General features: G+C 57.9%; 17 protein-coding genes. 8 read left to right on the plus strand and 9 right to left on the minus strand.

What is annotated here, in order from left to right:
* Positions 1-8: 8 nt before the first annotated feature.
* The 6 genes from ACA052_RS11690 (at position 9) to ACA052_RS11715 (ending at position 7388) form a co-directional block, all read left to right on the plus strand.
* Positions 9-2444 carry an efflux RND transporter permease subunit gene (locus tag ACA052_RS11690; RefSeq protein WP_497649802.1) on the plus strand — a complete coding sequence of 812 codons (2436 nt, stop codon included), beginning with the start codon at positions 9-11 and terminating at the stop codon, positions 2442-2444.
* 17 nt (positions 2445-2461) lie between these two features.
* Entirely contained in the window at positions 2462-2944 is a 483-nt protein-coding gene (locus ACA052_RS11695; protein ID WP_497649803.1) for a hypothetical protein, read from the plus strand.
* A 26-nt stretch (positions 2945-2970) separates the two neighbouring features.
* Positions 2971-3357: a cupin domain-containing protein gene (locus ACA052_RS11700; RefSeq protein ID WP_497649804.1), complete on the plus strand. Its 387-nt coding sequence runs from the start codon at positions 2971-2973 to the stop codon at positions 3355-3357.
* 4 nt (positions 3358-3361) lie between these two features.
* The gene (locus tag ACA052_RS11705) at positions 3362-4762 is read left to right on the plus strand and encodes a DUF1254 domain-containing protein (protein ID WP_497649805.1); all 1401 of its coding nucleotides are present in this window, start codon (positions 3362-3364) and stop codon (positions 4760-4762) included.
* 116 nt (positions 4763-4878) lie between these two features.
* Positions 4879-5712 carry an SDR family NAD(P)-dependent oxidoreductase gene (locus tag ACA052_RS11710; protein ID WP_497649806.1) on the plus strand — a complete coding sequence of 278 codons (834 nt, stop codon included), beginning with the start codon at positions 4879-4881 and terminating at the stop codon, positions 5710-5712.
* Positions 5713-5753: 41 nt separating this feature from the next.
* Entirely contained in the window at positions 5754-7388 is a 1635-nt protein-coding gene (locus tag ACA052_RS11715; protein ID WP_497649807.1) for a 3-(methylthio)propionyl-CoA ligase, read from the plus strand.
* A 3-nt stretch (positions 7389-7391) separates the two neighbouring features.
* Here ACA052_RS11715 and ACA052_RS11720 read toward each other — a convergent pair whose 3' ends face one another.
* Positions 7392-8660 carry an anaerobic sulfatase maturase gene (locus ACA052_RS11720; RefSeq protein WP_497649808.1) on the minus strand — a complete coding sequence of 423 codons (1269 nt, stop codon included), beginning with the start codon at positions 8658-8660 and terminating at the stop codon, positions 7392-7394.
* A gap of 74 nt (positions 8661-8734) precedes the next feature.
* Here ACA052_RS11720 and ACA052_RS11725 point away from each other — a divergent pair, with 74 nt between their 5' ends.
* Together ACA052_RS11725 and ACA052_RS11730 are read left to right on the plus strand one after the other, a co-directional pair.
* The gene (locus ACA052_RS11725) at positions 8735-9064 is read left to right on the plus strand and encodes a hypothetical protein (protein ID WP_497649809.1); all 330 of its coding nucleotides are present in this window, start codon (positions 8735-8737) and stop codon (positions 9062-9064) included.
* A complete protein-coding gene (locus ACA052_RS11730; RefSeq protein WP_497649810.1) occupies positions 9054-11279 on the plus strand; it encodes a hypothetical protein in 2226 nt (741 codons plus the stop codon). The genes ACA052_RS11725 and ACA052_RS11730 overlap by 11 nt, the downstream gene beginning before the upstream one ends.
* A 23-nt stretch (positions 11280-11302) precedes the next feature.
* Here ACA052_RS11730 and ACA052_RS11735 read toward each other — a convergent pair whose 3' ends face one another.
* The 8 genes from ACA052_RS11735 to ACA052_RS11770 form a co-directional block, all read right to left on the minus strand.
* Positions 11303-13528, minus strand: coding sequence for a DUF3604 domain-containing protein (locus ACA052_RS11735; RefSeq protein WP_497649811.1), 2226 nt, complete (start codon positions 13526-13528; stop codon positions 11303-11305).
* A gap of 21 nt (positions 13529-13549) precedes the next feature.
* On the minus strand, positions 13550-14548 hold the full coding sequence (locus ACA052_RS11740; RefSeq protein WP_497650309.1) for a HupE/UreJ family protein: 999 nt from the start codon (positions 14546-14548) through the stop codon (positions 13550-13552).
* Positions 14548-15456 (minus strand): peptidyl-prolyl cis-trans isomerase, encoded by a 909-nt coding sequence (locus ACA052_RS11745; RefSeq protein WP_497649812.1) that lies wholly within the window; start codon positions 15454-15456, stop codon positions 14548-14550. Before ACA052_RS11745 ends, ACA052_RS11740 begins: the two co-directional genes overlap by 1 nt.
* 241 nt (positions 15457-15697) lie before the next feature.
* Complete coding sequence (locus ACA052_RS11750; RefSeq protein ID WP_497649813.1) at positions 15698-18061, minus strand: arylsulfatase; 2364 nt, start codon at positions 18059-18061, stop codon at positions 15698-15700.
* An 80-nt stretch (positions 18062-18141) separates the two neighbouring features.
* On the minus strand, positions 18142-18618 hold the full coding sequence (locus ACA052_RS11755) for a 2,4'-dihydroxyacetophenone dioxygenase family protein (RefSeq protein WP_140668826.1): 477 nt from the start codon (positions 18616-18618) through the stop codon (positions 18142-18144).
* A 98-nt stretch (positions 18619-18716) separates the two neighbouring features.
* Entirely contained in the window at positions 18717-19112 is a 396-nt protein-coding gene (locus ACA052_RS11760; RefSeq protein WP_497649814.1) for a hypothetical protein, read from the minus strand.
* Between the two features lie 11 nt (positions 19113-19123).
* The gene (locus tag ACA052_RS11765; RefSeq protein ID WP_497649815.1) at positions 19124-19918 is read right to left on the minus strand and encodes an SDR family NAD(P)-dependent oxidoreductase; all 795 of its coding nucleotides are present in this window, start codon (positions 19916-19918) and stop codon (positions 19124-19126) included.
* Positions 19919-19978: 60 nt separating this feature from the next.
* Positions 19979-21217, minus strand: coding sequence for a thiolase family protein (locus tag ACA052_RS11770; RefSeq protein ID WP_497649816.1), 1239 nt, complete (start codon positions 21215-21217; stop codon positions 19979-19981).
* Between the last annotated feature and the right edge of the window lie 66 nt (positions 21218-21283).

Consider the following 21283-nt stretch of genomic DNA (forward strand, 5'->3'; position numbering starts at 1 on the left):
GCCACGTCATGGGTAACTACAACCTCGATACGATGCCGGTGATCCGAGAGCTCAAGGGCTTCGATGCACGCTCCGGCAATTTCCTTGAACGCCTGATTTTCAATAATCGTCTGCTGGTGGTATTGACCTGCCTGCTCGTGACGGTGTTGCTGAGCTACTTCGCCGCCACTCGACTGACGCTCAATGCCAGCTTCGAGAAGATGATTCCGCAGAGTCAGCCCTACATCAAAAACTACCTGGAAAACCGGCAATCCCTGCGCGGATTGGGCAATACGGTGCGGGTGGTGGTGGAGAGCACCGACGGCGATGTTTATGACCCGAAATACCTCGAGGTGCTCAAGCAGGTCAATGACGCGCTGTTCCTGACCCCGGGTGTGGACCGGGCGTGGATGAAATCATTGTGGACACCGGCCGTACGCTGGACCGAGGTCACGGAGGAAGGCTTCCGTGGCGGCCCGGTCATGCCGGACTCCTACGACGGCTCGGCCAGTGGCGTCGAGCAACTGCGCCTGAACATTGCCCGTTCCGGGATCGTCGGCAGTCTGGTCGGGAACAACTTCAAGTCGAGCATGATTGTGGTGCCGTTGCTGGAGAAAGACCCGGTTACCGGCGCCGCCATCGACTATCACCAGTTCTCGCGCACGCTCGAAGAACAGCTGCGTGACAAATTCGAGTTTGCCGGCAGCAGCGCGACCCATAAAGCCGGTGAAGAAGGCAAAGGCCCGATCAAGATCCGCGTCATCGGCTTCGCCAAACTGGTGGGCGACCTGATCGATGGGTTGATGCTGATCATGATGTACTTCGGCGCGGCAGCGCTGATCGCTACCGCCATCATCTATGCCTTCACCCGTTGCGTACGCAGCACCGCGCTGGTGATTCTGTGCTCGGTCATTGCGGTGGTCTGGCAGCTGGGTTTGATCACTCTGTTCGGCTATGCGCTCGATCCGTTTTCGATTCTGGTGCCGTTCCTGGTGTTCGCCATCGGCGTGTCCCATGGCGCACAGAAGATGAACGGGATCATGCAAGACGTCGGGCGTGGCACCCATCAGTTGATCGCCGCACGCTACACCTTCCGCCGGTTGTTCCTTGCAGGCCTCACCGCGTTGCTGGCCGATGCCGTGGGCTTTGCCGTGCTGATGCTGATCGACATCCCGGTGATCCAGGATTTGGCGGTTACCGCGAGTATTGGCGTGGCGGTCCTGATCTTCACCAACCTGGTGTTGTTGCCGGTACTGCTGTCCTATTGGGGCGTCAGTCGAAAGGCCGCCGAGCGTAGTTTGCGTCAGGAGAGCAAAGAGCTGAAAGGCAAAGGATTGGGCAATGTCTGGAGCCTGCTTGACCGCTTTACCGAACGCAAATGGGCCACGGTGGCGTTGGTGGTTGCCGGGGTGTTGGCAGTTGGCGGCTTCGTCGTCAGTACGCACCTGAAGATCGGCGATCTCGATCCGGGAGCACCGGAACTGCGCGCGGATTCACGCTACAACCGCGACAACGCTTACATCACGGCCAACTATTCGCTGTCGAGCGATCAGTTCGCGGTCATGGTCAAAACCGCCAGCGAAGGCTGTCTGAAGTACGAGACACTGGTGGAAGCGGATCGTCTCGGCTGGTTGTTGCAACAGCAACCGGGCGTGCAGACCACCCTATCGCTGGTCAACGCGGTGCGGCAGATCACGGCGGGTTCCTATGAAGGCAACCCGAAGATGCTGACCATCGCGCGCAACCAGAACGTGCTGAACTACGGTGCGCAGCAGGCCTCGGTCAACAACCCTGAACTGTTCAACAGCGATTGTTCGATGATGCCGGTGATTGCCTATCTCTCGGATCACAAGGCTGAAACCCTCGATCACGTGGTGAAAGTGGCCGACCAGTTTGCCCGCGAGCACAGCAACGATGATCGTCAGTTCATGCTCGCCGCTGGCAGCGCGGGGATCGAAGCCGCGACCAATATTGTCGTGCGCGAGGCCAACCACACCATGCTGTTCTACGTGTACGGCGCGGTGATCGTGTTGTGTTTCATCACCTTCCGCAGCTGGCGGGCGGTGGTGGTGGCGGTGGTGCCGTTGATGCTGACCTCGATTCTTTGCGAGGCGTTGATGGTCTGGCTGGGCATGGGCGTGAAAGTCGCGACCTTGCCGGTGATCGCCCTCGGTGTGGGCATTGGCGTGGATTACGCGTTGTACCTGCTGAGTGTGCAACTGGCTCAGCAACGTGCCGGCCTGTCGCTGACCGAAGCCTACAAAAACTCCGTCGCGTTCACCGGCAAGGTTGTGGCGCTGGTGGGCATCACCCTGGCGGCAGGCGTGATCACCTGGGCCTGGTCGCCGATCAAGTTCCAGGCCGACATGGGCATCCTGCTCACGTTCATGTTCATCTGGAACATGGTCGGAGCACTGGTGTTGATTCCTGCGCTCTCGCACTTCCTGCTGCGCCGCGTTCATTAAAATAAGGAAAAAACCAAATGAACAATCTGGTCTATCCCACTTGGATTAAAGAATTACACGAGAGCGAAGTATTCGGCGAAGCGCTCGCCCTCGCACTGATTGAAGTCGCAAAAAATAAACGCGATCAATATCACTTCAGTACGTTGCTGCAACTTGAAACAGAAACAAAAGCGCGACTACGCCCGTTCCTGGTCAGCTACGGCATGCCCCTCAGCGAGAGCCCGGATCAGGGTGAAATCGAGGCCATTGTCGGTGTTTACAAGGCAATGAATAGCCTGCAGGAATTTTCCTGTGCGATTAAACCCACCGTCGAAGAATTCCTGGCACGCTTCGAAGAAATAACCCGTATTTGCCCTGAAGAAGACCGTGATGTCACCGAGTCTATGGTTCGCCATGAGTCAGCAATCCTGAAATGGCTGGCGATGGAAAGCGAAGGTGAATCAGAAGGGTCACTGGATGAAATGATCGGGGAGTTGCGCTATCCCTTGCCCAAGCCTTGAAGAATAAATAGAACAAAGGAACTTCCATGATTATCTATTCAACTTCCAACAGAATTGATGAGCTCAATTACATTGGTACACCCGAGGACTTGGGCGGCGAGACACTGTCAGCCTCAATAGTAAAGTTGTATGCCCGTTTCGATGTCGGCGGCCCGGACTCACCATTGACGGCTGGCTTATTTGAAGTCACTAAAGGCCGCTTCAGTTACACGTATCCCTTTAGCGAGCTGGCAACGTTGATCGAAGGTGAACTTGAAATCACCGATGAATCTGGCCAAAGCGCTACCTATATCGGCGGTGATGGCCGCAGCTGGTTTATTCGTAAAGGCGCCACTGTCATCTGGCATGTGAAGTCAGCAACGGCGCGTAAAAGCTTTTTCTCCGCCACCACCGATATTGATGCGAGGGGCTGACTCGATGAACAGTATTCGATTGAAAGCTATCGCCTGCGCAGCAGCACTACTGGTTGGCCTTCCAGCTGTTCAAGCCCAGGCAAATGTGAGCCCGGAAGAGGCGCGCGCGATCGCCAAGGAAGCCTACATTTACGCGTACCCGATGGTGGACAATTATCGCGTTCAGTACGGCTACTTCGTGGATTCTCAGAATCCCGAATACAAAGGCGCCTGGAATCGTATTCACAACACGCCTCGCGTCTACACCCCGGCGGACAAGGCGATCCAGACGCCCAATTCGGATACGCCCTATTCATGGGCAGGCCTCGATCTGCGCGCCGAACCGGTTGTACTGACGATGGCTCCCGTGGAGAAAGATCGTTACTACAGTGTCCAGCTGACTGATCTTTACACCTTCAATTCCAACTATATAGGCAGTCGCAGCACCGGTAACGAGGGCGGTAGCTATCTTGTCGTCGGGCCGAACTGGAAAGGTGATACACCCAAAGGAATCAAGAACGTCTTTCGTGCTGAAACAGATCTGACTCTCGCTATCTATCGCACGCAGCTATTCAACCCAGGCGATATCGAAAATGTGAAGAAAGTGCAGGCCGGCTACACCGTGCAGACACTATCGGCATTTCTTGGCCAGGCACCGGCGAAAGCTGCGCCATCCATTGATTTCGTCAAACCGCTCAGCCTTGAGGAGCAAAAGACCTCGCTGCAGCTGTTCAGTACGCTGAACTTCCTGCTGCAGTTTTGCCCGACCGATCCTTCAGAAAAAGAACTGATGGCGCGCTTTGCCAAGATCGGTATCGGCGCTGGCAAAGAGTTCGCCCCAGCCAAACTCAGCCCTGAGATCAAGGCGGCTTTCGAGCAAGGCATTGCCGATGCCTGGGCTGATTTTGCGGGTGGGGTCCAACAGCTCAATGCGGGAACACTGACCTCGGGCGATATTCTCGGCTCACGCGAGACAATGAAGAATAACTACCTGAACCGCATGCTCGGGACGATTGGTATTTATGGCGCCTCCCGACAAGAGGCGATGTATCCGTTTTATCGTGTCGATGCGGATAAGCAGAAGCTGGATGGCAGCAAGCGCTACAGCCTGCGTTTTGCGCCTGATCAACTGCCCCCCGTCAATGCGTTCTGGTCGCTGACGATGTATGAACTGCCAGGCAGCTGGTTGGTCGACAATCCTCTCAATCGTTATTTGATCAACTCGCCGATGCTGCCCCAGTTCAAGCGCGATGCGGACGGCGGCGTCACGTTGTTCATCCAGCACGAATCCCCAGGCCTAGACAAGGAAGCCAACTGGTTGCCTGCACCCAAGGGCCCCTTTGCCATGTACATGCGTTTGTACTGGCCGAAAGAGCAGGCGTTGTTGGCTCAATGGACTGCGCCGCCTCTGGAACAGCTGAAGTAATCGGACGGTCGCAGTGATGGCGGAAGTGGCTCACAACAGTGACTTTTTAGCCTCCTGCACCCCAGCGAAAGCAACGAATATCGCTGGCGAAACTCCACCATTTATGGAACATCTCAATGTCCATCCCTGATCTCAAAAACAAGAAAGTCATGATCACCGGCGCCGCCTCGGGCATCGGTCGTGCAGCGGCGTTTGCCTTCGCTCGCCGCGGTGCGCAAATCATCGCTACGGACATCAATCCGCAAGCGCTGAAACAGCTGCAGGTCGACATTGTGGCGCTAGGCGCTATCTGCATGATCCATCAGCTCGATGTTTCGAATAACGAAGAGATGCTAGCGTTTGCCCAGCATCCGGACATGAAGCAGCGGCCGATCGATGTGCTGATCAACAACGCCGGCATCGGTTACCTGGGCCAGTTCCTCCAGAGTGACCTGGCCCACTGGCGGCGGGTCATGGACATCAACCTGATGGGCGTGGTGCATGGCTGCTATCACTTCATCCCGCAAATGATTCAGGCCGGCGGCGTGCGCCATGTAGTGAACGTAGCCTCCGCGGCAGGCATCTATCCCTCGCCGACGATGGGCGCCTATGCAGCCTCCAAGCATGCGGTGTTCGGCCTCAGTGAAGTGCTGAAAATGGAACTGGCCCACACTAACATCAGCATTACCACGGTCTGCCCCGGCATTATCAATACCCCCATCACCCAGGCTCGCAGCAGCATTTCACCTTCCATCCGCGAAGAGCAGCTCGAACGACTGCAGGCTTATTACAACGCCAAGGGATGTGAGCCGGAGCTGGTCGCCGAAGCGATGGTTCGTGCCGTGCAAAAGGGCCAGGACCTGGTACTGGTCGGGCCGTTCGCCAAAGTGATTTTCCACGTCAAGCGCCTTTCCATCGGTTTGATGCGCCGGGTGATCCTTCGCGACGCCCGGAAGATCGGCTACCTGTGATTTTCTGCGCTGACTCGAACAAGAATAAAAGGAACAAAACCATGCTGGGCTTGATGCAAGATCAACCGCTTTTGATTTCTTCCGTTCTGGAACATGCGCTGAAGGCGCATCCGCACACTGAAATTGCCTCACGCATGGCCGATGGATCGGTTCATCACTGCACCTATGCCGACATCGGCCGCCGCGCCAAACAAGTGGCCAATGCCCTTGTAGCGCTCGATGTGCAGCCCGGCGACCGAATCGGCACGCTGGCCTGGAACGGTTACCGGCACATGGAACTGTACTTCGGTGTGTCGGGCATGGGCGCGGTGCTGCATACGATCAACCCGCGGTTGTTCGCCGAGCAGATCGAGTTCATTGCCAATCACGCCGAGGATCAGTACTTGATGTTCGATCTGTCGTTCGCGGCGCTGGTCGAGCAAATCGCACCTCACCTGAAAACGGTCAAAGGTTTCATTGCCTTGTGTGATCGTGAGCAAATGCCGGCGCTCAATGTGCCTCATCTGATCTGCTACGAAGACCTGATCGCCGAGCACAGCAGTGACTTTATCTGGCCTGAGTTCGATGAACGCACGGCGTCGTCGATGTGCTACACCTCAGGCACCACCGGCAATCCGAAGGGCGTGCTGTATTCGCACCGTTCTTCGATTCTGCACTCCCTGGCGCTGTGTACCTCGGATGGTTTTGGCCTGTCTGCGGCAGATTCAGCGCTGCTGGTGGTGCCGATGTTCCACGTCAACGCCTGGGGCATGCCTTACGCTGCTGCGATGTGTGGCGCCAAACTGGTATTACCGGGTGCCGCGCTGGATGGCGAGAGTCTCTACACGCTGATGCGCGATGAGCAAGTCACCCTGGCGCTGGGCGTGCCGACGGTGTGGATGACGTTGCAGCAACATGTCGAGGCTCAGGGCTTGCAGCCGGCCGCCGAGCTGTGCCTGAACCGGGTAGTGATCGGCGGGGCGGCCGCGCCTCGAAGCCAGGTCGAGACGTTCGAGACGTTCTTCGACGCACGTGTCTTGCATGCGTGGGGCATGACCGAGATGTCGCCACTGGGCACCCTCTGCATCCCCTTGCCCAAGCACCGCGGCGCACCGCTCAATGAAGTGCTCGATTTGCAGGCCAAACAGGGGCGGGCGCTGTTTGGGGTGTCGATGAAGATTGTCAATGATGAGGGCACTGAACTGCCACGCGATGGCAAGGCTTCCGGTCTGCTGCTGGTCAAGGGGCCGTGGATCGCCAGTCAATACTACGGTGGTGAGGGCGGGCAGATTTTGAATAGCGAGGGTTGGCTCGATACCGGCGACATCGCAACCATCGATGCCGATGGCTACATGCAGATCACCGACCGTGCCAAAGACGTCATCAAGTCGGGCGGCGAGTGGATTTCATCGATAGATCTGGAAAACGCCGCCCTCAGCCATAAGGCTGTCGCTGAAGCGGCGGTGATTGGTATCCCACATCCAAAATGGCAGGAGCGCCCGCTGTTAGTGGTGGTGCTCAAACCTGGCAAGACCGCGAGCAAAGACGAGTTGCTGAAAGTGCTGGCAAGCCGCGTTGCGAAGTGGTGGCTGCCGGACGATGTGGCCTTCGTCGACTCGCTGCCGCATACCGCCACCGGCAAGTTGCAGAAAATGAAGCTGCGCGAGCAGTTCCGCGACTACCGTTTTCCAGGCTAAGGGCTATTTATCCAGCGGCACGATCAGCGGGCCGGCGAAGGCCTGCATGATCAACGCCGCCGGTTGCTTGTGACTCACCAGTTGGGCCATGGCATTCATGTAGGGCGTCAGGTGGCGGAAGTATTTCTTGTAGCTCGGGCACAGGTAATTCAGGCCCGGCTCGCCATTCGGGGCACTCGTAAATCGGTTTTTCGGGCATTCGCCATGGCACGCAAAGCGGTAGTCGCATTGCTGGCAGTAACTCGGCAGTGTCTCTTCCTTGGCCGCGCCAAAAGCTTGTTGGGCGGGGGAGGCGAGTAGTACGGCAGGATCATCGGTCTTCAGATTACCCAGCAGATACTCGGGGTACATGTAGTGATCGCAGGAATAGACATTGCCGTCGTGCTCGACGATTGCCGCTTTGCCGCAGCGCGGGCTGAACAGGCACACCGACGCGGGCAACTGGCACCACGAAGCTAGCGCCCATTCAAAATTCATCACGTGAACTTCACCGACGTCCTGGCGCACCCACTCGTCAAAAATCTTGATAAGAAAATCACCATAGGCCTCAGGCTCGACGGTTTGCTCTGTCACCACTGCGGGTTCCGGCACCGCGTGCAAGCGCAGCTCGGGCGGCACAGCAAAGTGCAAACCCTGACTGACTTGCGGCGCGCTCGGCTGGCGCTCTACGACCGGGTTGAACTGGATATGACGGACGCCTTCAGCCTTGAGGAAACGGTAGATTTCCATGGGATATTGGGCGACATCACGAGCCACGGTCACCAGTACGTTGAAGGCGACACCGTGCTGCTTAAGCAGACCGAGACCGCGCATCACCTCATCGAAACTGGAACGCCCGCGCTTGTCGGGGCGATACAGGTCGTGGACGAAACGCGGGCCATCGAGACTGATCCCCACCATAAAATTTTCACGGGCGAGGAATGAACACCAGTCATCGTCGAGAAGGGTGCCATTGGTCTGCAACGTGTTGCGAATGACTTTGTCCCCGGCGAACTCGCGCTGATACACCATCGCGCGCTGGAAAAAATCCAGGCCCAGCAACGTCGGTTCACCGCCTTGCCAGGTGAATTCGACTTCGGGTGTGGGCTGGGCTTCGATGTAGCGCTGCACATACAGGCGCAACACGTCGTCCGTCATGCTGAAGCGTTCACGGGGTGGATACAGCTGTTCTTTTTCCAGATAGAAACAGTAACTGCAATCGAGGTTGCAAATCGGCCCGACGGGCTTGGCCATGAGATGCAGGCCCTGGGGCGGTAATTCTTGGGTAGGCATGGTGGCAGGCTGCGTTCGGACCGCTCAGCGGATCGCTGCGGTTCCAATGGCAGAGGCTAGGGGGCGTAGCTGAATTGGCCGCCCCCCGTGATCGGGGGGGCGACGATACTAACTTTGAGAAAAATCCCGGGGACACCGCCATAACCTACACTTCATGGTCTGACCGCGAAGCGCAAACTCCTCTTGAAGCAGGTTCTGAACAAACCATGAACACATCAAAATTGCCCGTCCGTGCATTGATGCTGATGTTTGTATTGTTTGCGGTATTGCCGCTCCGAGCCGCCCCACTGGACCCTGGCTGGCCACGTGAAATTGTCCGGGACGACGCGACCCTCATCTACTACCAGCCACAGATCGACGACTGGAAAGGATTTCAAGGAACTGAGCGGTCGAATGGCGATTAGCATTACCCCTCGCGGCAGCAAACCACAGCTCGGCGTGGCCGCGTTCCAGGCGCATACCGATGTAGACCTCGACAACCGCACGGCACTTTTAACCAATCCGCAATTCGCCAGCACCGCGTTTCCCGGTGTAGACCCGCAAACCAGCCAGAAGCTGGATCAGCTGGTGCGCACGTTTCTCAATCCACAGGCTTCGATGACCCTGTCAGTCGATCGCCTGGTGGCGAGTGTACAAAACAAAAATTCGCCGCCCGTGACAGAGGTCAAGAACGATCCGCCAGCCATCTTCGTGAGCTATGCGCCGGCGATCTTGCTGTATGTCGACGGGGAGCCGACGCTCGCACCGGTTCAGCATTCAGACCTTTCGTTCGTGGTAAATGCCAACTGGCCACTGTTCACAGACCCGGCCAGCCACCAGTACTACCTGTTCACCGGACAGTCATGGATGACCTCGACCGACCTGAAAAGCGGCTGGGTCGAAACGAAAGCGCTTCCCGCCTCGATGTCAACAGTGCCGGCTGATCCGACGTGGGCAGATCTGAAGCCCTTTATTCCGCTACCCAAAGGGCAAAAAGCCGAGGCGCTGGGCGTGTACTACAGCAGTCCCCCTGCCGAGTTGATTGTCTTTGACGGGCCGCCGGTCTACACCGCGATACCCGGCACCCAACTGGTGGTCGCCAAGAACACTGAGAGCAATGTGTTCGTTTTTTCACCGACCCGGACGTTCTACTACCTCACCGCCGGCCGATGGTTTTCCGCTCCCGGTCCTGGCGGGCCGTGGACCTTCGCAACGAACCAGCTACCGCCTGACTTTGCCCTGATACCGCGTGACAGCGAGGCTGCCTGGGTCCTGAGTTCCGTGCCCGGCACACCAGAGGCCGAGGATGCGGTATTGCTCGCACAGATCCCGACCACCGTTGAAGTCAACCCTGCTGCGGCGGCGAGCGCCGTCAAGGTGTCATACAGTGGCGAACCTGAGTTCCAGCCCATTGAAGGCACTGCACTCTCATACGCAACGAACACGCCGGACAAAGTGATCAAGGTCGACAATCGTTACTATGCCTGCACTCAGGGCGTGTGGTTCGATTCGTCGACACCGACGGGACCGTGGCAAACCACGACTTCTGTGCCGCCCGCCATCTATACGATCCCACCCAGTTCGCCCGTCTACAACGTCACGTATGTCACGCAGCAGGTCATGCCTACCGGCACGGTGCAGGCGAGTTACACGCCGGGGTATCTCGGTGTGTTCATCGCCGGCGCCGTCGTTGGCGCGATCATCGCGCAAGGGAACGGGTATTACTATCCGCCCTATATCGGTGTCGGGGGCGGTCGTTATCCTCCGTATTACCCACGTCCGATGCCCTATGCCTATCGCACTTACAACCCTTACACGGGCGCCAGCGGCATCAGAAGAGGCGCTTACGGGCCCAATGGCGGCGCGCAATGGGGTGCGTCGTACAATCCCAACACTGGCACCTACGCTCGGGGCGCTGCAGTGTCGGGTCGATACGGCAGCGCCGCTGTCGGCCAGGCCTACAATCCCTACACCGGGGCCTATGGCGCGACGCGTCAAGGCTCGAATGCTTATGGCCAGTGGGGCAGCTCCGTCGTGACCAAGGGTAACCAGTGGGCGGCGACTCAGCATCAGACGACGGCCAGAGGCTCGGTGGGGACGTACCAGAATTCGGCAGGCGGCAAGGCCATTGCCACCACTAGTATCAATGGCCGTGCGGCGGCGGGCAAAACCGCGAGCGGCGATATGTACGCCGGACGTGACGGCAACGTTTATAAAAACACCAACGGGAGCTGGCAAAAATATGACGATGGCTCCTGGTCTTCGGTGAACAAGCCCACGCCAAAAAACGCGTCACCGACAACACAAAGCGCGCAACCAAAACGCGCTACCGCAGGCCAGGCGGCCAGTTCTGCCACCAACGCGCAACCTGCAAAAAAAACGCAACAACAGCGCACTGAAGTCAATCAGGCAACCACGCAGCAGAGGGCTCAGAGCGCTCAACAACAGCGCCCGGCGGCATCGAGCGCTAACAGACCGAGCGCAGGTGCTCAACAGAGTCCTGCCAGTGGCTATAACCGCTCAAATGGCCAAGCATCCATGGGTGAGTTGAACCAGGATAGGCAAAATCGCCAGAGAGGTGCGGACCAGAGTCGCCGCCACGTTCAGACCCAACGTGGCGGCGGTGACTTTCGCCGATAGGGAACAATGAAACCAGGTGGCGGCTATTTGATTTCCTCGACCTCATAGTTCACGAAGCCGAACTCACTGCTGCGCGCCGCCACGTATTTGCCGTTTTGCTCGAAGACGGTGGCCTCGAAGGGCGAGCCGCCGAGGCTCGTCACCAGATGCCCGTCCTTGATTTCGTAACTCGCCGGAACGCCGAACTGGCCGCCATGCAGCATGTTCAGGTATTCACCGTCTGAAGGCGGTTTGCCGTCGACACTGATCACCGAGCGCTGGCCATCGGTGCCATAGGCAATTTCAAAGGTCTGGCCGGTGACGGTGTTGCGCACCTTGATCGTTTTACCCACCACGTAGGCTTGCAGCTGTTCGTTGGTGAGTGCCTTGGCGCCTTCGGTCTTGAGGTCTTCAATGGTTTTACCACGCGCCGTCAATTTGCCGTCCTCGGCGTTCGGCGAGTACCAGATCGGCGAGGTCCAGGCGCGTTCCTGCACAGTGGCCGAGACATCGGCTGGCGGCGGTACTTGGAGCTTGGCCGCGTCATAGGTGCTCCAGCGGGGTGTCGGGATCTGTATGGCACGGGCGTAGTAGAACGCGTGCTGGGCCGGATCGAAATCCGGGTCGACCCAGACTTTTTTCAGCTCGGTGGCACCGATGGTATTGGTGTAAGTCGCCTTGGACACATCAACCGTGGAGCCCACCGCGGGCACTTTGCCGGTGGCCGGGTCCGGCTGACGATCACCAGACCAGGCAACGTCGTAGATCTTCTCGAAAGTCTGGCCGTTTTTGGTCCACCCCTTGATGATCTGGATCCGGTCGAGGTTGCCGTCATCGGCATCCTTGACTGCCCACACCACGAAGCTCGGCGCCTCTTTGCCCGGTTTTGCCGGCAAGTCGCCGCCCATGGGAACGCCTTTGGCGTAGGCGGCATGCACCCAGTCTTTCTCGTTCCACAGCGTGCTGTCGAAACCCCAGCCGCCAAACAAGCGCACGGGAATGCGTACGCCGCTGGTGCCATACACTTCCTTGCGCTTCATCGCATCGAAAATCGATTCACGGGTGTTTTCTTCAGCCCAGACCCCGGCCAGGCCGGAGGTGCTGGTTTGCAAAGCGGCCATGCCCGAGTTCTTTTTGCCGGAAAGGCGTAGCTCAGGGTTGCTGTCGGTAAAACCGTGGGAACCAAAGTTGTTGTTCTGCGCGTACGGAATCACCCCGTTGTGGGAGTCGCTGGCGGCGACTACGCCCATTTTGTAGGGGTTGAAGCCCTTGGCTTCTTGCAGTGCCATGCCGTTTTGCCAGGCCTGGCGCACGTAACTGCCATTGATTTTGGACGTGCTGTTGTCGAGGCCAATCAGGAAACTCATGATTTCGTAGTTGGCAAATTCATCATTCGGCGAAAGGTCGGGGTAGGTTTCCGAGGTGCCCTTGACTTGGTGGATCTCGGTCAGGGACTCGTTGCGCATCCGTGTTTCAGCCCAGGCGGCATCGATGGGCCGGCCACGGTCATCAACATCCACTGGAAACATGATGCCGTTGCTGAGGTTGGCGTTGTGCGAGATCGCCAGTACCTCATTGCCGTGTTTGCGCTGATCGTCCATCCAGCCCCAAAGATCTTCCGGTTTGTTTGAGTCGAGCGCCGTAAAGGGCAGGGCGGGGACCTTTTTCGAATCGCGGAAAAACACGTTGCGGTGCATGTTTTGATTGTTAGGGGCCGAGGTCCATTCATAAGCGACGAAGGTCGTGAACTTGCCGGGCTTGTAGTATTTGTCGGCAATGGCAATGGTTTGTTGCCAGATGCCACCCGCCACCTTCGGATCGATCAGCTCTTCAATCGGTTTGCCGCTGATACTGCCGGCAATCCATTTGAAGATCCGGTTGAAATCCTCCGGGGTTTTGGCGATCAGTTTTTTGGCGATGGGGAGTTTGCTGAAGTCCGACTTTGGATCATTCGCGAGGGCGATCACCCCGACATATTCCGAGTGATCGGTTACCCCGTGGAAATCCAGCGGCCGGCCCCGCAATTGCACTTCAAACCCCATCGGGTGCATGACTGGCATGCCCAATGAATATTTGTAAGCTTCTTCGGGCCCGACCAGGTGATTACCAATCAGGTAGGCATCGATCGACCACGACGTGTGCGAGTGCGTCTGGCCAAAATAGACTTCGCGATCCGGGTTGCCGTCCGCCATGACGTGTGTGCTGACAGCGAGGGCGAGCAGGGCGTAACTGAACAGTGAGGGTGCAGTGGGGTGATTATTGGTTTTCATGTTTCACATCTCCGAAACAGCTCAGGACCAAAAAGTCGAGACTCGCTCGAAAAACCAGAAGGCGGCCAGCGTGCCCAGGCCATAAGAAGCAATCGGCTGGGCATACAGCAACGCAGACTTGGGCAGGCGACAACGCAGCAGCAGGGCACGAAGACTCAACACCACGGCTACAAACATCAGTTGGCCAATCTCGACGCCGACGTTGAACGTGAATAGCGCCAAGGGCAGGTCACGTTGCGGCAAGCCGATTTCTGCCAGCGCACCGGCAAACCCAAAGCCGTGCAGCAAGCCAAAACAGAACGCCACGACCCACGGCCATTGCGCAGTGAAACTGGGTTCGCCACGATTCTTGCGGGCGATTTCAACCGCCAGCAACAGAATGCTCAGGGCAATGGTGGCCTCCACGGGAGGGCCGGGAAGGTGCACGGCACCTAGCGCGGCGAGTGCCAGGGTAATGGAGTGGGCGAGGGTGAACGCGGTGATGGTCTTCAGCAGCATCCAGCCGTTGCGCACCAGCAGCATCAAGACAAAAACAAACATCAGGTGGTCGAAACCACCCAGAATGTGCTCGATACCGTGGACCAGAAACGCACCGGCCACCGAGAACGCGCCGGGCGTGGCGACAATGTCTATCCACGGTTGGTTGGGTTGCACGAGGGTGGTCGACACCGTTCCGTCCAGCCGCGAGACGCGCACCAACACATCGGTGATGCTCGCTTGCAGGCCGACAAACTCAATGCGCTTGCCCACCAGTCCTGCGGGGCCGGCATCGATTACCCGACGCTCGATCAGCGAATCGTTGAGTTCGCTTTCCACCGGTTCAACGACGTTTCGCACGCCTTCAGAAAACCGTAGCGCGATAGGCAATCGCATGCCGGACAACACCGGCGTGCGCCACAGTACGTCGTAGCGCCCGGCAGCGGTTTCGTTGATTTCCATGTAAGCGGGGCGGGCATCATGGGCCAAGGCCGCTTGCCCCATGAATAAAACCAACAACAGGAGCCAGATCGTACGTCCCATCATGGCTGCTCCGTTTGCGTCGCGGCGATCCCGCTAACAGCGGCCGGCATCATCACCACGACTTGGTAGCGCGCTTTGAGCGCATCGAAATTCGAACGTTTCGATTCGGTACGCTGTTCGGAGAGCCAATCGGATTTGACCTGCTGTGCGACGGTCTCGAACGGCGGCGGCGCGGGCTTGGTCAGCGCATCTATCCACACCAGGTGCCAGCCAAAACCCGACTCCACAGGTCCGACCCAATGTCCCGGTGTTTGCTGAAACAAGGCAATTGCGAATTTTGAACCAAAGTTTCGCGCGATTTGATCCTGCGATTGCTCGGCATACGTATCTTTAAACAGGAAGGCATCACCTTGGCCGCTGTTTTTATCCGTCAGTGTGGCCAGCGCTGCTTGAGCCTGCGCTTGCGCGTCAACACCGCGTTTGTCCGAGGCGAAGAACAAGTGGTGGAAGGTCGCCAGCGGCGGCGGGGCATATTGGTCTTGATGCTGGTTGTACCAGGCCTCAAGGACGCCGGGGACAGGTTCACGAAGTGACGCTACGTCCTCTGCGAGAAAGTCCATCTTTTGCGCCAGTCGCCGGCGAATGATGGTGTCGTCTTTATCGAGCCCGAGCTTCAATGCTTCGCGATAGAGGATTTCCTCCTTCACATAGTCATCGAGCATCCCTTGGAGCTGTTGATCGGACGGCGGGCGCTGCCAGCGCGCCAGCCAGGAGATTTCGATCCGCTGAATATCGTCCGGGGTAATTTCGATACGTTGAGGGTCCTGATTCGCGGTTGAACTATGCAAGCCACCGTAAAGGACAAACAGTCCAAAGCCAGCAATGAGGAAATGCAGTAGTGGTTCGCGAAGGCAGCGTTTGATTAAAGAGAATCTGGATGATTTTGCTTCAGTAACAGTTAAGGTCATGACTTATTGCCCCACGCTTTATTCGAACAGGTTCGATGCGAACTGGAGTATTGCCGCTAACTCAAAACTTTCAATCAAGGCTAATCACGATCAGCACTAAGGCTTAGTCGGAATAGGTTTAAACCTTCCCGATTAACACTAACCCTGTAGGAGCTGCCGCAGGCTGCGATCTTTTGGCAGCGTCAAAAGCCTAAAAAAGCAAGCTCAAAAGATCGCAGCCTGCGGCAGCCCTACAAAGTACTTAAGGCATGTAAGTCACATGAACATCATTGACCTTGCCGTTGAAGGCGAAGGGCGCGCGGTCGAAGTAGTCGAGGGCAACGGGAGAGCCCAAGTCCTCAGCCACGTCGAAGGTTTCGCTGGCAGTGAAGGTCAGGGACGGTGTAAACGGCGTTGTTCCGTTGGCAACGTCCTTGCCGTCAAGCCGCAACGTCAGGTTGGCCGGTGCGCCGAGTTTGGCTGACGACATGGCGGTCAACACTTCGATGCTCACTTTCCCTGCGGGGACCCGCTCGGCCGATTTCAACTTGACTCGGGCGATGGCCAGGTCGTTGTACTCGTAGATCAGGAAACCGTCGTCCATATACAAACTGACCCCCCCACCAATTCCGCCCAAGGCATACAACACGCCGCTGGCGTTTGCTGGAACTTCGGCGTCTACGACAACTTTGCTGTTCTGGCTGCGCAAGTTGGGCGCGGCGAACTCGGGGAAGCGCTGAATGCGATCACTGAAGTGCCACTCATGCTGGTTGGTAGCAATCCGTGCGGCCGGATTGAGGAACGGGTACAGACCTGCGCCAATCGGGTAAACGTGGTTGGCCTTGGCCTGCACGTCGAATTCCGCTTTCAGCTCGGCAAGTTTTTCCGGGTTGGCCGCGGCGACGTCTTTGGCCTGGGAGTAGTCATCTTGCAGGTTGAACAGCGACCATTGATCCTTCTCAGGATTCCAGCCCATGAACTGGGCGAAACCTTGTACCCAGGGTTTGCGCGGCCCGAACACCGAAGCCATCCAGCCGTCCTTGTAAACGCCGCGGCTGCCAAACACTTCGAAGTACTGTGCCGGTTTTTTCGACTTCACGTCTGCGTCTTTGAACGTGTAGCGCATGCTGACGCCGTCCAATGGATCCTGAGCGATACCGTTGACCTCTTTGGGCGGCGTGATCGACAGCACGTCGTAGACGGTCGGGGCGATGTCGTTCACATGGTGGAATTGACCGCGAACCTTGGCGTCTGCCTTGATCTGTTTTGGCCAGGAAATGGCCAGCGGCGTACGCGTACCACCAAAGTAACCGGCGACCAGTTTGGTGCCGACAAACGGACCCGAACCTGCCCAGGCCCAAGCCGAGTTGTACATGCTTTCAAGTTTGGGGCCGCCGAGCGCCGACAGGCCACCGTACATGTCGTTAAGGACTTTCAGCTGTTGCTCTTTGGGCACAGGAATACCGTTCTGTGCCAGCAACTCATTGATCGTGCCTTCCATACCTTCGGCAGAAGCACCGTTGTCGCCAAATACATAGAAGATCAGCGTGTTGTCGCGCTTCCCTTCACGTTCCAGCTCGTCGAGGATCTTGCCGGCCTGAGTGTCTGCGTGTTCCATGAAGCCGGCATACACCTCCATCAAGCGTGCCTGATACTGTTTCTGCTCAGCCGACAAGCTGTCCCAGGCTGGCATTTCCGCCGGGCGCGGGGTCAGGACGGCGTCCTGGGGGATAAAGCCCATGGCTTTCTGGCGAGCAAATGTCTGCTCACGATAAGCATCCCAGCCACCGTCAAACTTGCCTTTGTATTTGTCTGCCCACTGCGCGTTCACCTGGTGCGGACCGTGCACGGCACCCGGCGTCCAGTACATGAAAAACGGCTTGTCCGGTGCGTAGGTCTTTTGATCCTGCAGCCAGTTCACCGCTTGCTTCGCCAGGTCTTCGCTGAGGTGATATTTCGGGTCTCGTGGCGGTTCGATCGGCGTAGTGTCGCGGTACAGGCGCGGTTCGTACTGGGAGGTTTCGCCGGCCAGGAAGCCGTAGAAATGTTCGAAGCCGTAGGCGGTCGGCCAGCTATCGAATGGCCCGGCAGCCGTCGTCTCCATCGGCGGCGTGTTATGCCATTTGCCGAACGCAGCGGTGCTGTAGCCGTATTGCTTGAGCACTTCGGCCATGGTCGCCGAGCTTTTTGGAATCTTGCCGGTGTAGCCATCCCAATCGGTGGCCAGCTCGGCGATGACGCCGTTGCCGACGCGATGGTGATTACGCCCGGTCAACAACGCTGCGCGGGTAGCGGAGCTGATCGCGGCGGTATGGAAAGCGTTGTAGCGCACGCCGCTATCGGCGACGCGCGTCAGGGTTGGCGTGTGAATCGCACCGCCGACAGTGTCGGACTGCGCGAACCCGGCATCATCGAGCATGATCACCAGAATGTTCGGCGCGTCGGCCGGCAAGTGGGATTGTTGCTGGCGTTTTTGATGCTTCGATGCTTGCAGTGTCGGTTGAGCGTCACTGGCCGAAGGCGTCGGCGGGAAGGGCAGTGAGTCTTGTGCAGATGCGACCGAGCTGGCCAGCAGCGCGCAGAGTTTTAAGGTGAACCGCCCGGCGGGTTGGAGCTTCTGGGACATGGATGTCTCCGTTTTTTCTTGTAATTGCAACAACACAGCCGCCCGGTCGAAACCGGGCGCCTGTGAAACTGGGAGGCTGATCAGACCGAAAAGCTGGTGATGTCTTTGGGCTCGATATCATTGGCTTTACAGAACGCCAGATAACGCTCGACACTGGATTTCCAGTTTTCGATGGCGACAAGGTTGTTGTTGTCGTCGAAATACAGCAGGTCACCCACCGTAATGTTCAGGGTGATGATTTCATCGCCATATTCAGTCAACCCGATCGGTGTATGACTGGTGCCGGCGGTTTCGAATACCACGCCGCCCTGTTTCGAAATCCAGTCGTGTTCCAGGTATTTCCAGGCACCCTTGATGGTGTAGACGACGACCGTGCCGGAGTGATGATGCTTGGCCAGAGGAACGCCCGCCGGAGCCTTGAGCAAGGTGATGGTCTCGCCGCGAATCGGGTCGCACTTCAGGTATTTGATGAAAACTTCATCGCTGTAAGGCGTGAATGGAACCCACGGCAGGTCATCGGCGTCGATGGAGGCGGTATCGATGTTTTCATAAAACATTTTTGTTGTTCTCTTGTTGGGTGAAGGTATTCACGGAGTTCAGAGGCATCCTGTATCGCCTGTGCATTCACCACCCCCCCATTGGCGAGGGGGGATGATCAGCAGCGCTGTGCCACCGCCAATCGGGTTGCGCTCAAGTAACGCCAGAACAACATCGCAAAGAGGATGTCGCCCGATGCCAGGGCCGGCAGTTGCCAGGGAATATTGCCCGCCAGCCAGTAACCGCTGATGAGTGCGACAACCAGGAATTTCGAGGTTAGCCCCAGCACGATGAACGGGCGGTAGCGCACAGGATCGACGCTGACCATCCAGTAAGCCAAGCCAAACAGGACGACCATCCCCATGGTGATCTGTATGAACAGCATGGCGATCGGGGTCACTTCCAGTCCCAGCAATGAGGCGACAGGCGCGGTGGCCACCAGGAAAGGAAGGCCCGCAAGCAGGTTGAAACAGGCGGCGGTCTTGAATAGTCCGCTGGAGTATTTGGTTTGCATGATTCGATTCCTCAAGCCATCAGTTTGAGCAGTTTTGGATAACTGTTTGGGAACAGTCGACTGACCCAGAACACGGTTCTCGACTTGTTACCGGTCATGATGCGTTTCGAGCCTCTGCGCAGGCCTTTAATGATGTCGGCCGCGCACTCGTCCGCCGGGGTCAGCAGCATGCCGGCGGCCTGGGCCGCGAACTTTTCTTCTTCCGGACCTGCAGCCTTACAGCGGCGGCCAGACTTTTCGATGTTGGTCTTGATGCCGCCCGGGTGCACGCACACTGCGCGTACGCCGGTGTTTTCCAGTTCCGACCACAGGCACTCCGTCAGGCCGCGAATGGCAAATTTCGACATGTTGTAGGCGCTCTGCACCGGATAACCCAGCAGGCCGAAAATGCTCGAGATATTGACGACGCAGCCTTCGCGCTGCTCCAGCATCATCGGCAAGAACGCCTTGGTGCCGTACAGCACGCCCCAGAGGTTGATCCCCAATTGCCACTCGTACTCTTCGACCGAGGTGTTGGCGACCGTGCCAATGACGGTCGCCCCCGCGTTGTTGATGACGTAATGCGCGGTGCCGAAATCGTTTTCGACCTCGGCGGCGTGGGCTTGAAAGGCTTCCCACGACGCGACGTCCAGCAGGTAACTTTTGGCTTTGCTGTTGGCAGGAAGCCGTCTCAGGGTTTCGTCGAGACCGGCACGATTGATGTCGGACAGGGCGAGACGCGCACCGGCCTCGGCCAGTTGAATCGCCAGTTCCCGGCCAATGCCGGAGCCTGCGCCGGTAATGACCACCACTTTGTTTTGAAACATGTCGTTTATCCTTCTTGTTTTAACGTTTCGCCTACCATTGCCAATCGAACGGCAGGGGACCTATTTACTGAGAATGTGAATGGCGACCGCGGCTTCTTCGATGCCTTGCAATCCGCCACCGTTTTCCTGAATGCCGTGGCGCGCGCCTTCGACCTGGCGTTTGCCGGCCTCGCCGCGCAATTGCTTGACCAGTTCACAAATCTGGCCAATGCCGGTCGCACCGAGGGGATGGCCCTTGGACTCGAGACCGCCGGAGGTGTTGACCGGGATCCGTCCGCCGAGCGTGAAGTCGCCGCGTTCGGCGCACGGTCCGCCCATGCCGGGCTCGGCCAGGCGTAAGTTTTCGACCTGGATGATTTCGCCCATCGCCGAGGCGTCATGCACTTCGGCGACATCGATATCTTCCGGTGCCAGGCCGGCGAGGTCGTAAGCGTGATCGGCCGCCAGTCGAGCGATGTTGAGCTCAGGCTGATCGAGGCGACGATGGCTGAAACTGCGGATCACGCTGGCCGCTACTTTGATGCAGCGACTACGGTCGGCGCCGATGCGTTTGAGGCCTTCCTCGGTGCAAAGAATCGCCGCCGCGGCACCATCGGAAAGCGGTGCGCACATCGGCAAGGTGATCGGGTAGGTGATGGGCGGTGCCGCGAGAATTTCTTCGATGGTGAACGGCTTGCGAAACTGCGAAAACTCGTTGTGCACCGAATGGGTGTGGTTCTTGGCCGACACTGCCGCGATCTGCCGTTGCGTGGTGCCGTAGGTTTTCATGTGAAAACGGCACATGGCCGCGTAGATCGACATGAACCTGCTGTAGGGTTTGTCCGACTCCGAACCTTCGGGAATCTCGACACCTTCCCCCATTTTGACCAGCGTCTGGTAGTTCTCCTCAACGCGAGAGACGTCCCATCCGCCTTCGAAAATCTGGAAGGCCTTCGCTTTGTCGGCAATGTTCATCTTCTCGGCGCCCAGCGCCAGGGCGACATCGGTGGTGCCGGCCTGCAGACTCTGCACCGCGAGGTTGAACGCCGAGCTGCCCGAGGCGCAGGCGTTTTCCACGTTGTAGACCGCAATGCCCTCAATGCCGATCTTGCTGAACACAACTTGGCCCGGAATGGAAATCTGCCCTTGCAACGGGCCATTAGTCATCCCGGCATAAAAGGCGATGCCCAGGTCCTGGCGGCTGCAGTTGGCGTCGTTGAGCGCGCCTTCCAGCGCTTCACGCGCCAGGTCGTCGAGGCTGCGTTCCATATGACGACCGAAGACGGTCATGGCGATGCCGGCAATGTAGATGGTGCTCATGCAACTCTCCTGAGTGGCGCCGCATGACTGCGGCGCCGTTCAACGATGGTGGAGGTGAGGGGCGAC

The organism is Pseudomonas sp. LBUM1644, from assembly GCF_059716195.1.

Bases quoted from the DNA above. Each gene is read 5' to 3' on its own strand.
- ACA052_RS11720 (WP_497649808.1), bottom strand. From the start codon at position 8,660: ATGCCTACCCAAGAATTACCGCCCCAGGGCCTGCATCTCATGGCCAAG.
- ACA052_RS11715 (WP_497649807.1), top strand. From the start codon at position 5,754: ATGCTGGGCTTGATGCAAGATCAACCGCTTTTGATTTCTTCCGTTCTG.
- ACA052_RS11690 (WP_497649802.1), top strand. From the start codon at position 9: ATGGGTAACTACAACCTCGATACGATGCCGGTGATCCGAGAGCTCAAG.
- ACA052_RS11745 (WP_497649812.1), bottom strand. From the start codon at position 15,456: ATGACCTTAACTGTTACTGAAGCAAAATCATCCAGATTCTCTTTAATC.
- ACA052_RS11710 (WP_497649806.1), top strand. From the start codon at position 4,879: ATGTCCATCCCTGATCTCAAAAACAAGAAAGTCATGATCACCGGCGCC.
- ACA052_RS11735 (WP_497649811.1), bottom strand. From the start codon at position 13,528: ATGAAAACCAATAATCACCCCACTGCACCCTCACTGTTCAGTTACGCC.
- ACA052_RS11740 (WP_497650309.1), bottom strand. From the start codon at position 14,548: ATGGGACGTACGATCTGGCTCCTGTTGTTGGTTTTATTCATGGGGCAA.
- ACA052_RS11730 (WP_497649810.1), top strand. From the start codon at position 9,054: ATGGCGATTAGCATTACCCCTCGCGGCAGCAAACCACAGCTCGGCGTG.
- ACA052_RS11760 (WP_497649814.1), bottom strand. From the start codon at position 19,112: ATGCAAACCAAATACTCCAGCGGACTATTCAAGACCGCCGCCTGTTTC.
- ACA052_RS11765 (WP_497649815.1), bottom strand. From the start codon at position 19,918: ATGTTTCAAAACAAAGTGGTGGTCATTACCGGCGCAGGCTCCGGCATT.
- ACA052_RS11695 (WP_497649803.1), top strand. From the start codon at position 2,462: ATGAACAATCTGGTCTATCCCACTTGGATTAAAGAATTACACGAGAGC.
- ACA052_RS11700 (WP_497649804.1), top strand. From the start codon at position 2,971: ATGATTATCTATTCAACTTCCAACAGAATTGATGAGCTCAATTACATT.
- ACA052_RS11705 (WP_497649805.1), top strand. From the start codon at position 3,362: ATGAACAGTATTCGATTGAAAGCTATCGCCTGCGCAGCAGCACTACTG.
- ACA052_RS11750 (WP_497649813.1), bottom strand. From the start codon at position 18,061: ATGTCCCAGAAGCTCCAACCCGCCGGGCGGTTCACCTTAAAACTCTGC.
- ACA052_RS11770 (WP_497649816.1), bottom strand. From the start codon at position 21,217: ATGAGCACCATCTACATTGCCGGCATCGCCATGACCGTCTTCGGTCGT.
- ACA052_RS11755 (WP_140668826.1), bottom strand. From the start codon at position 18,618: ATGTTTTATGAAAACATCGATACCGCCTCCATCGACGCCGATGACCTG.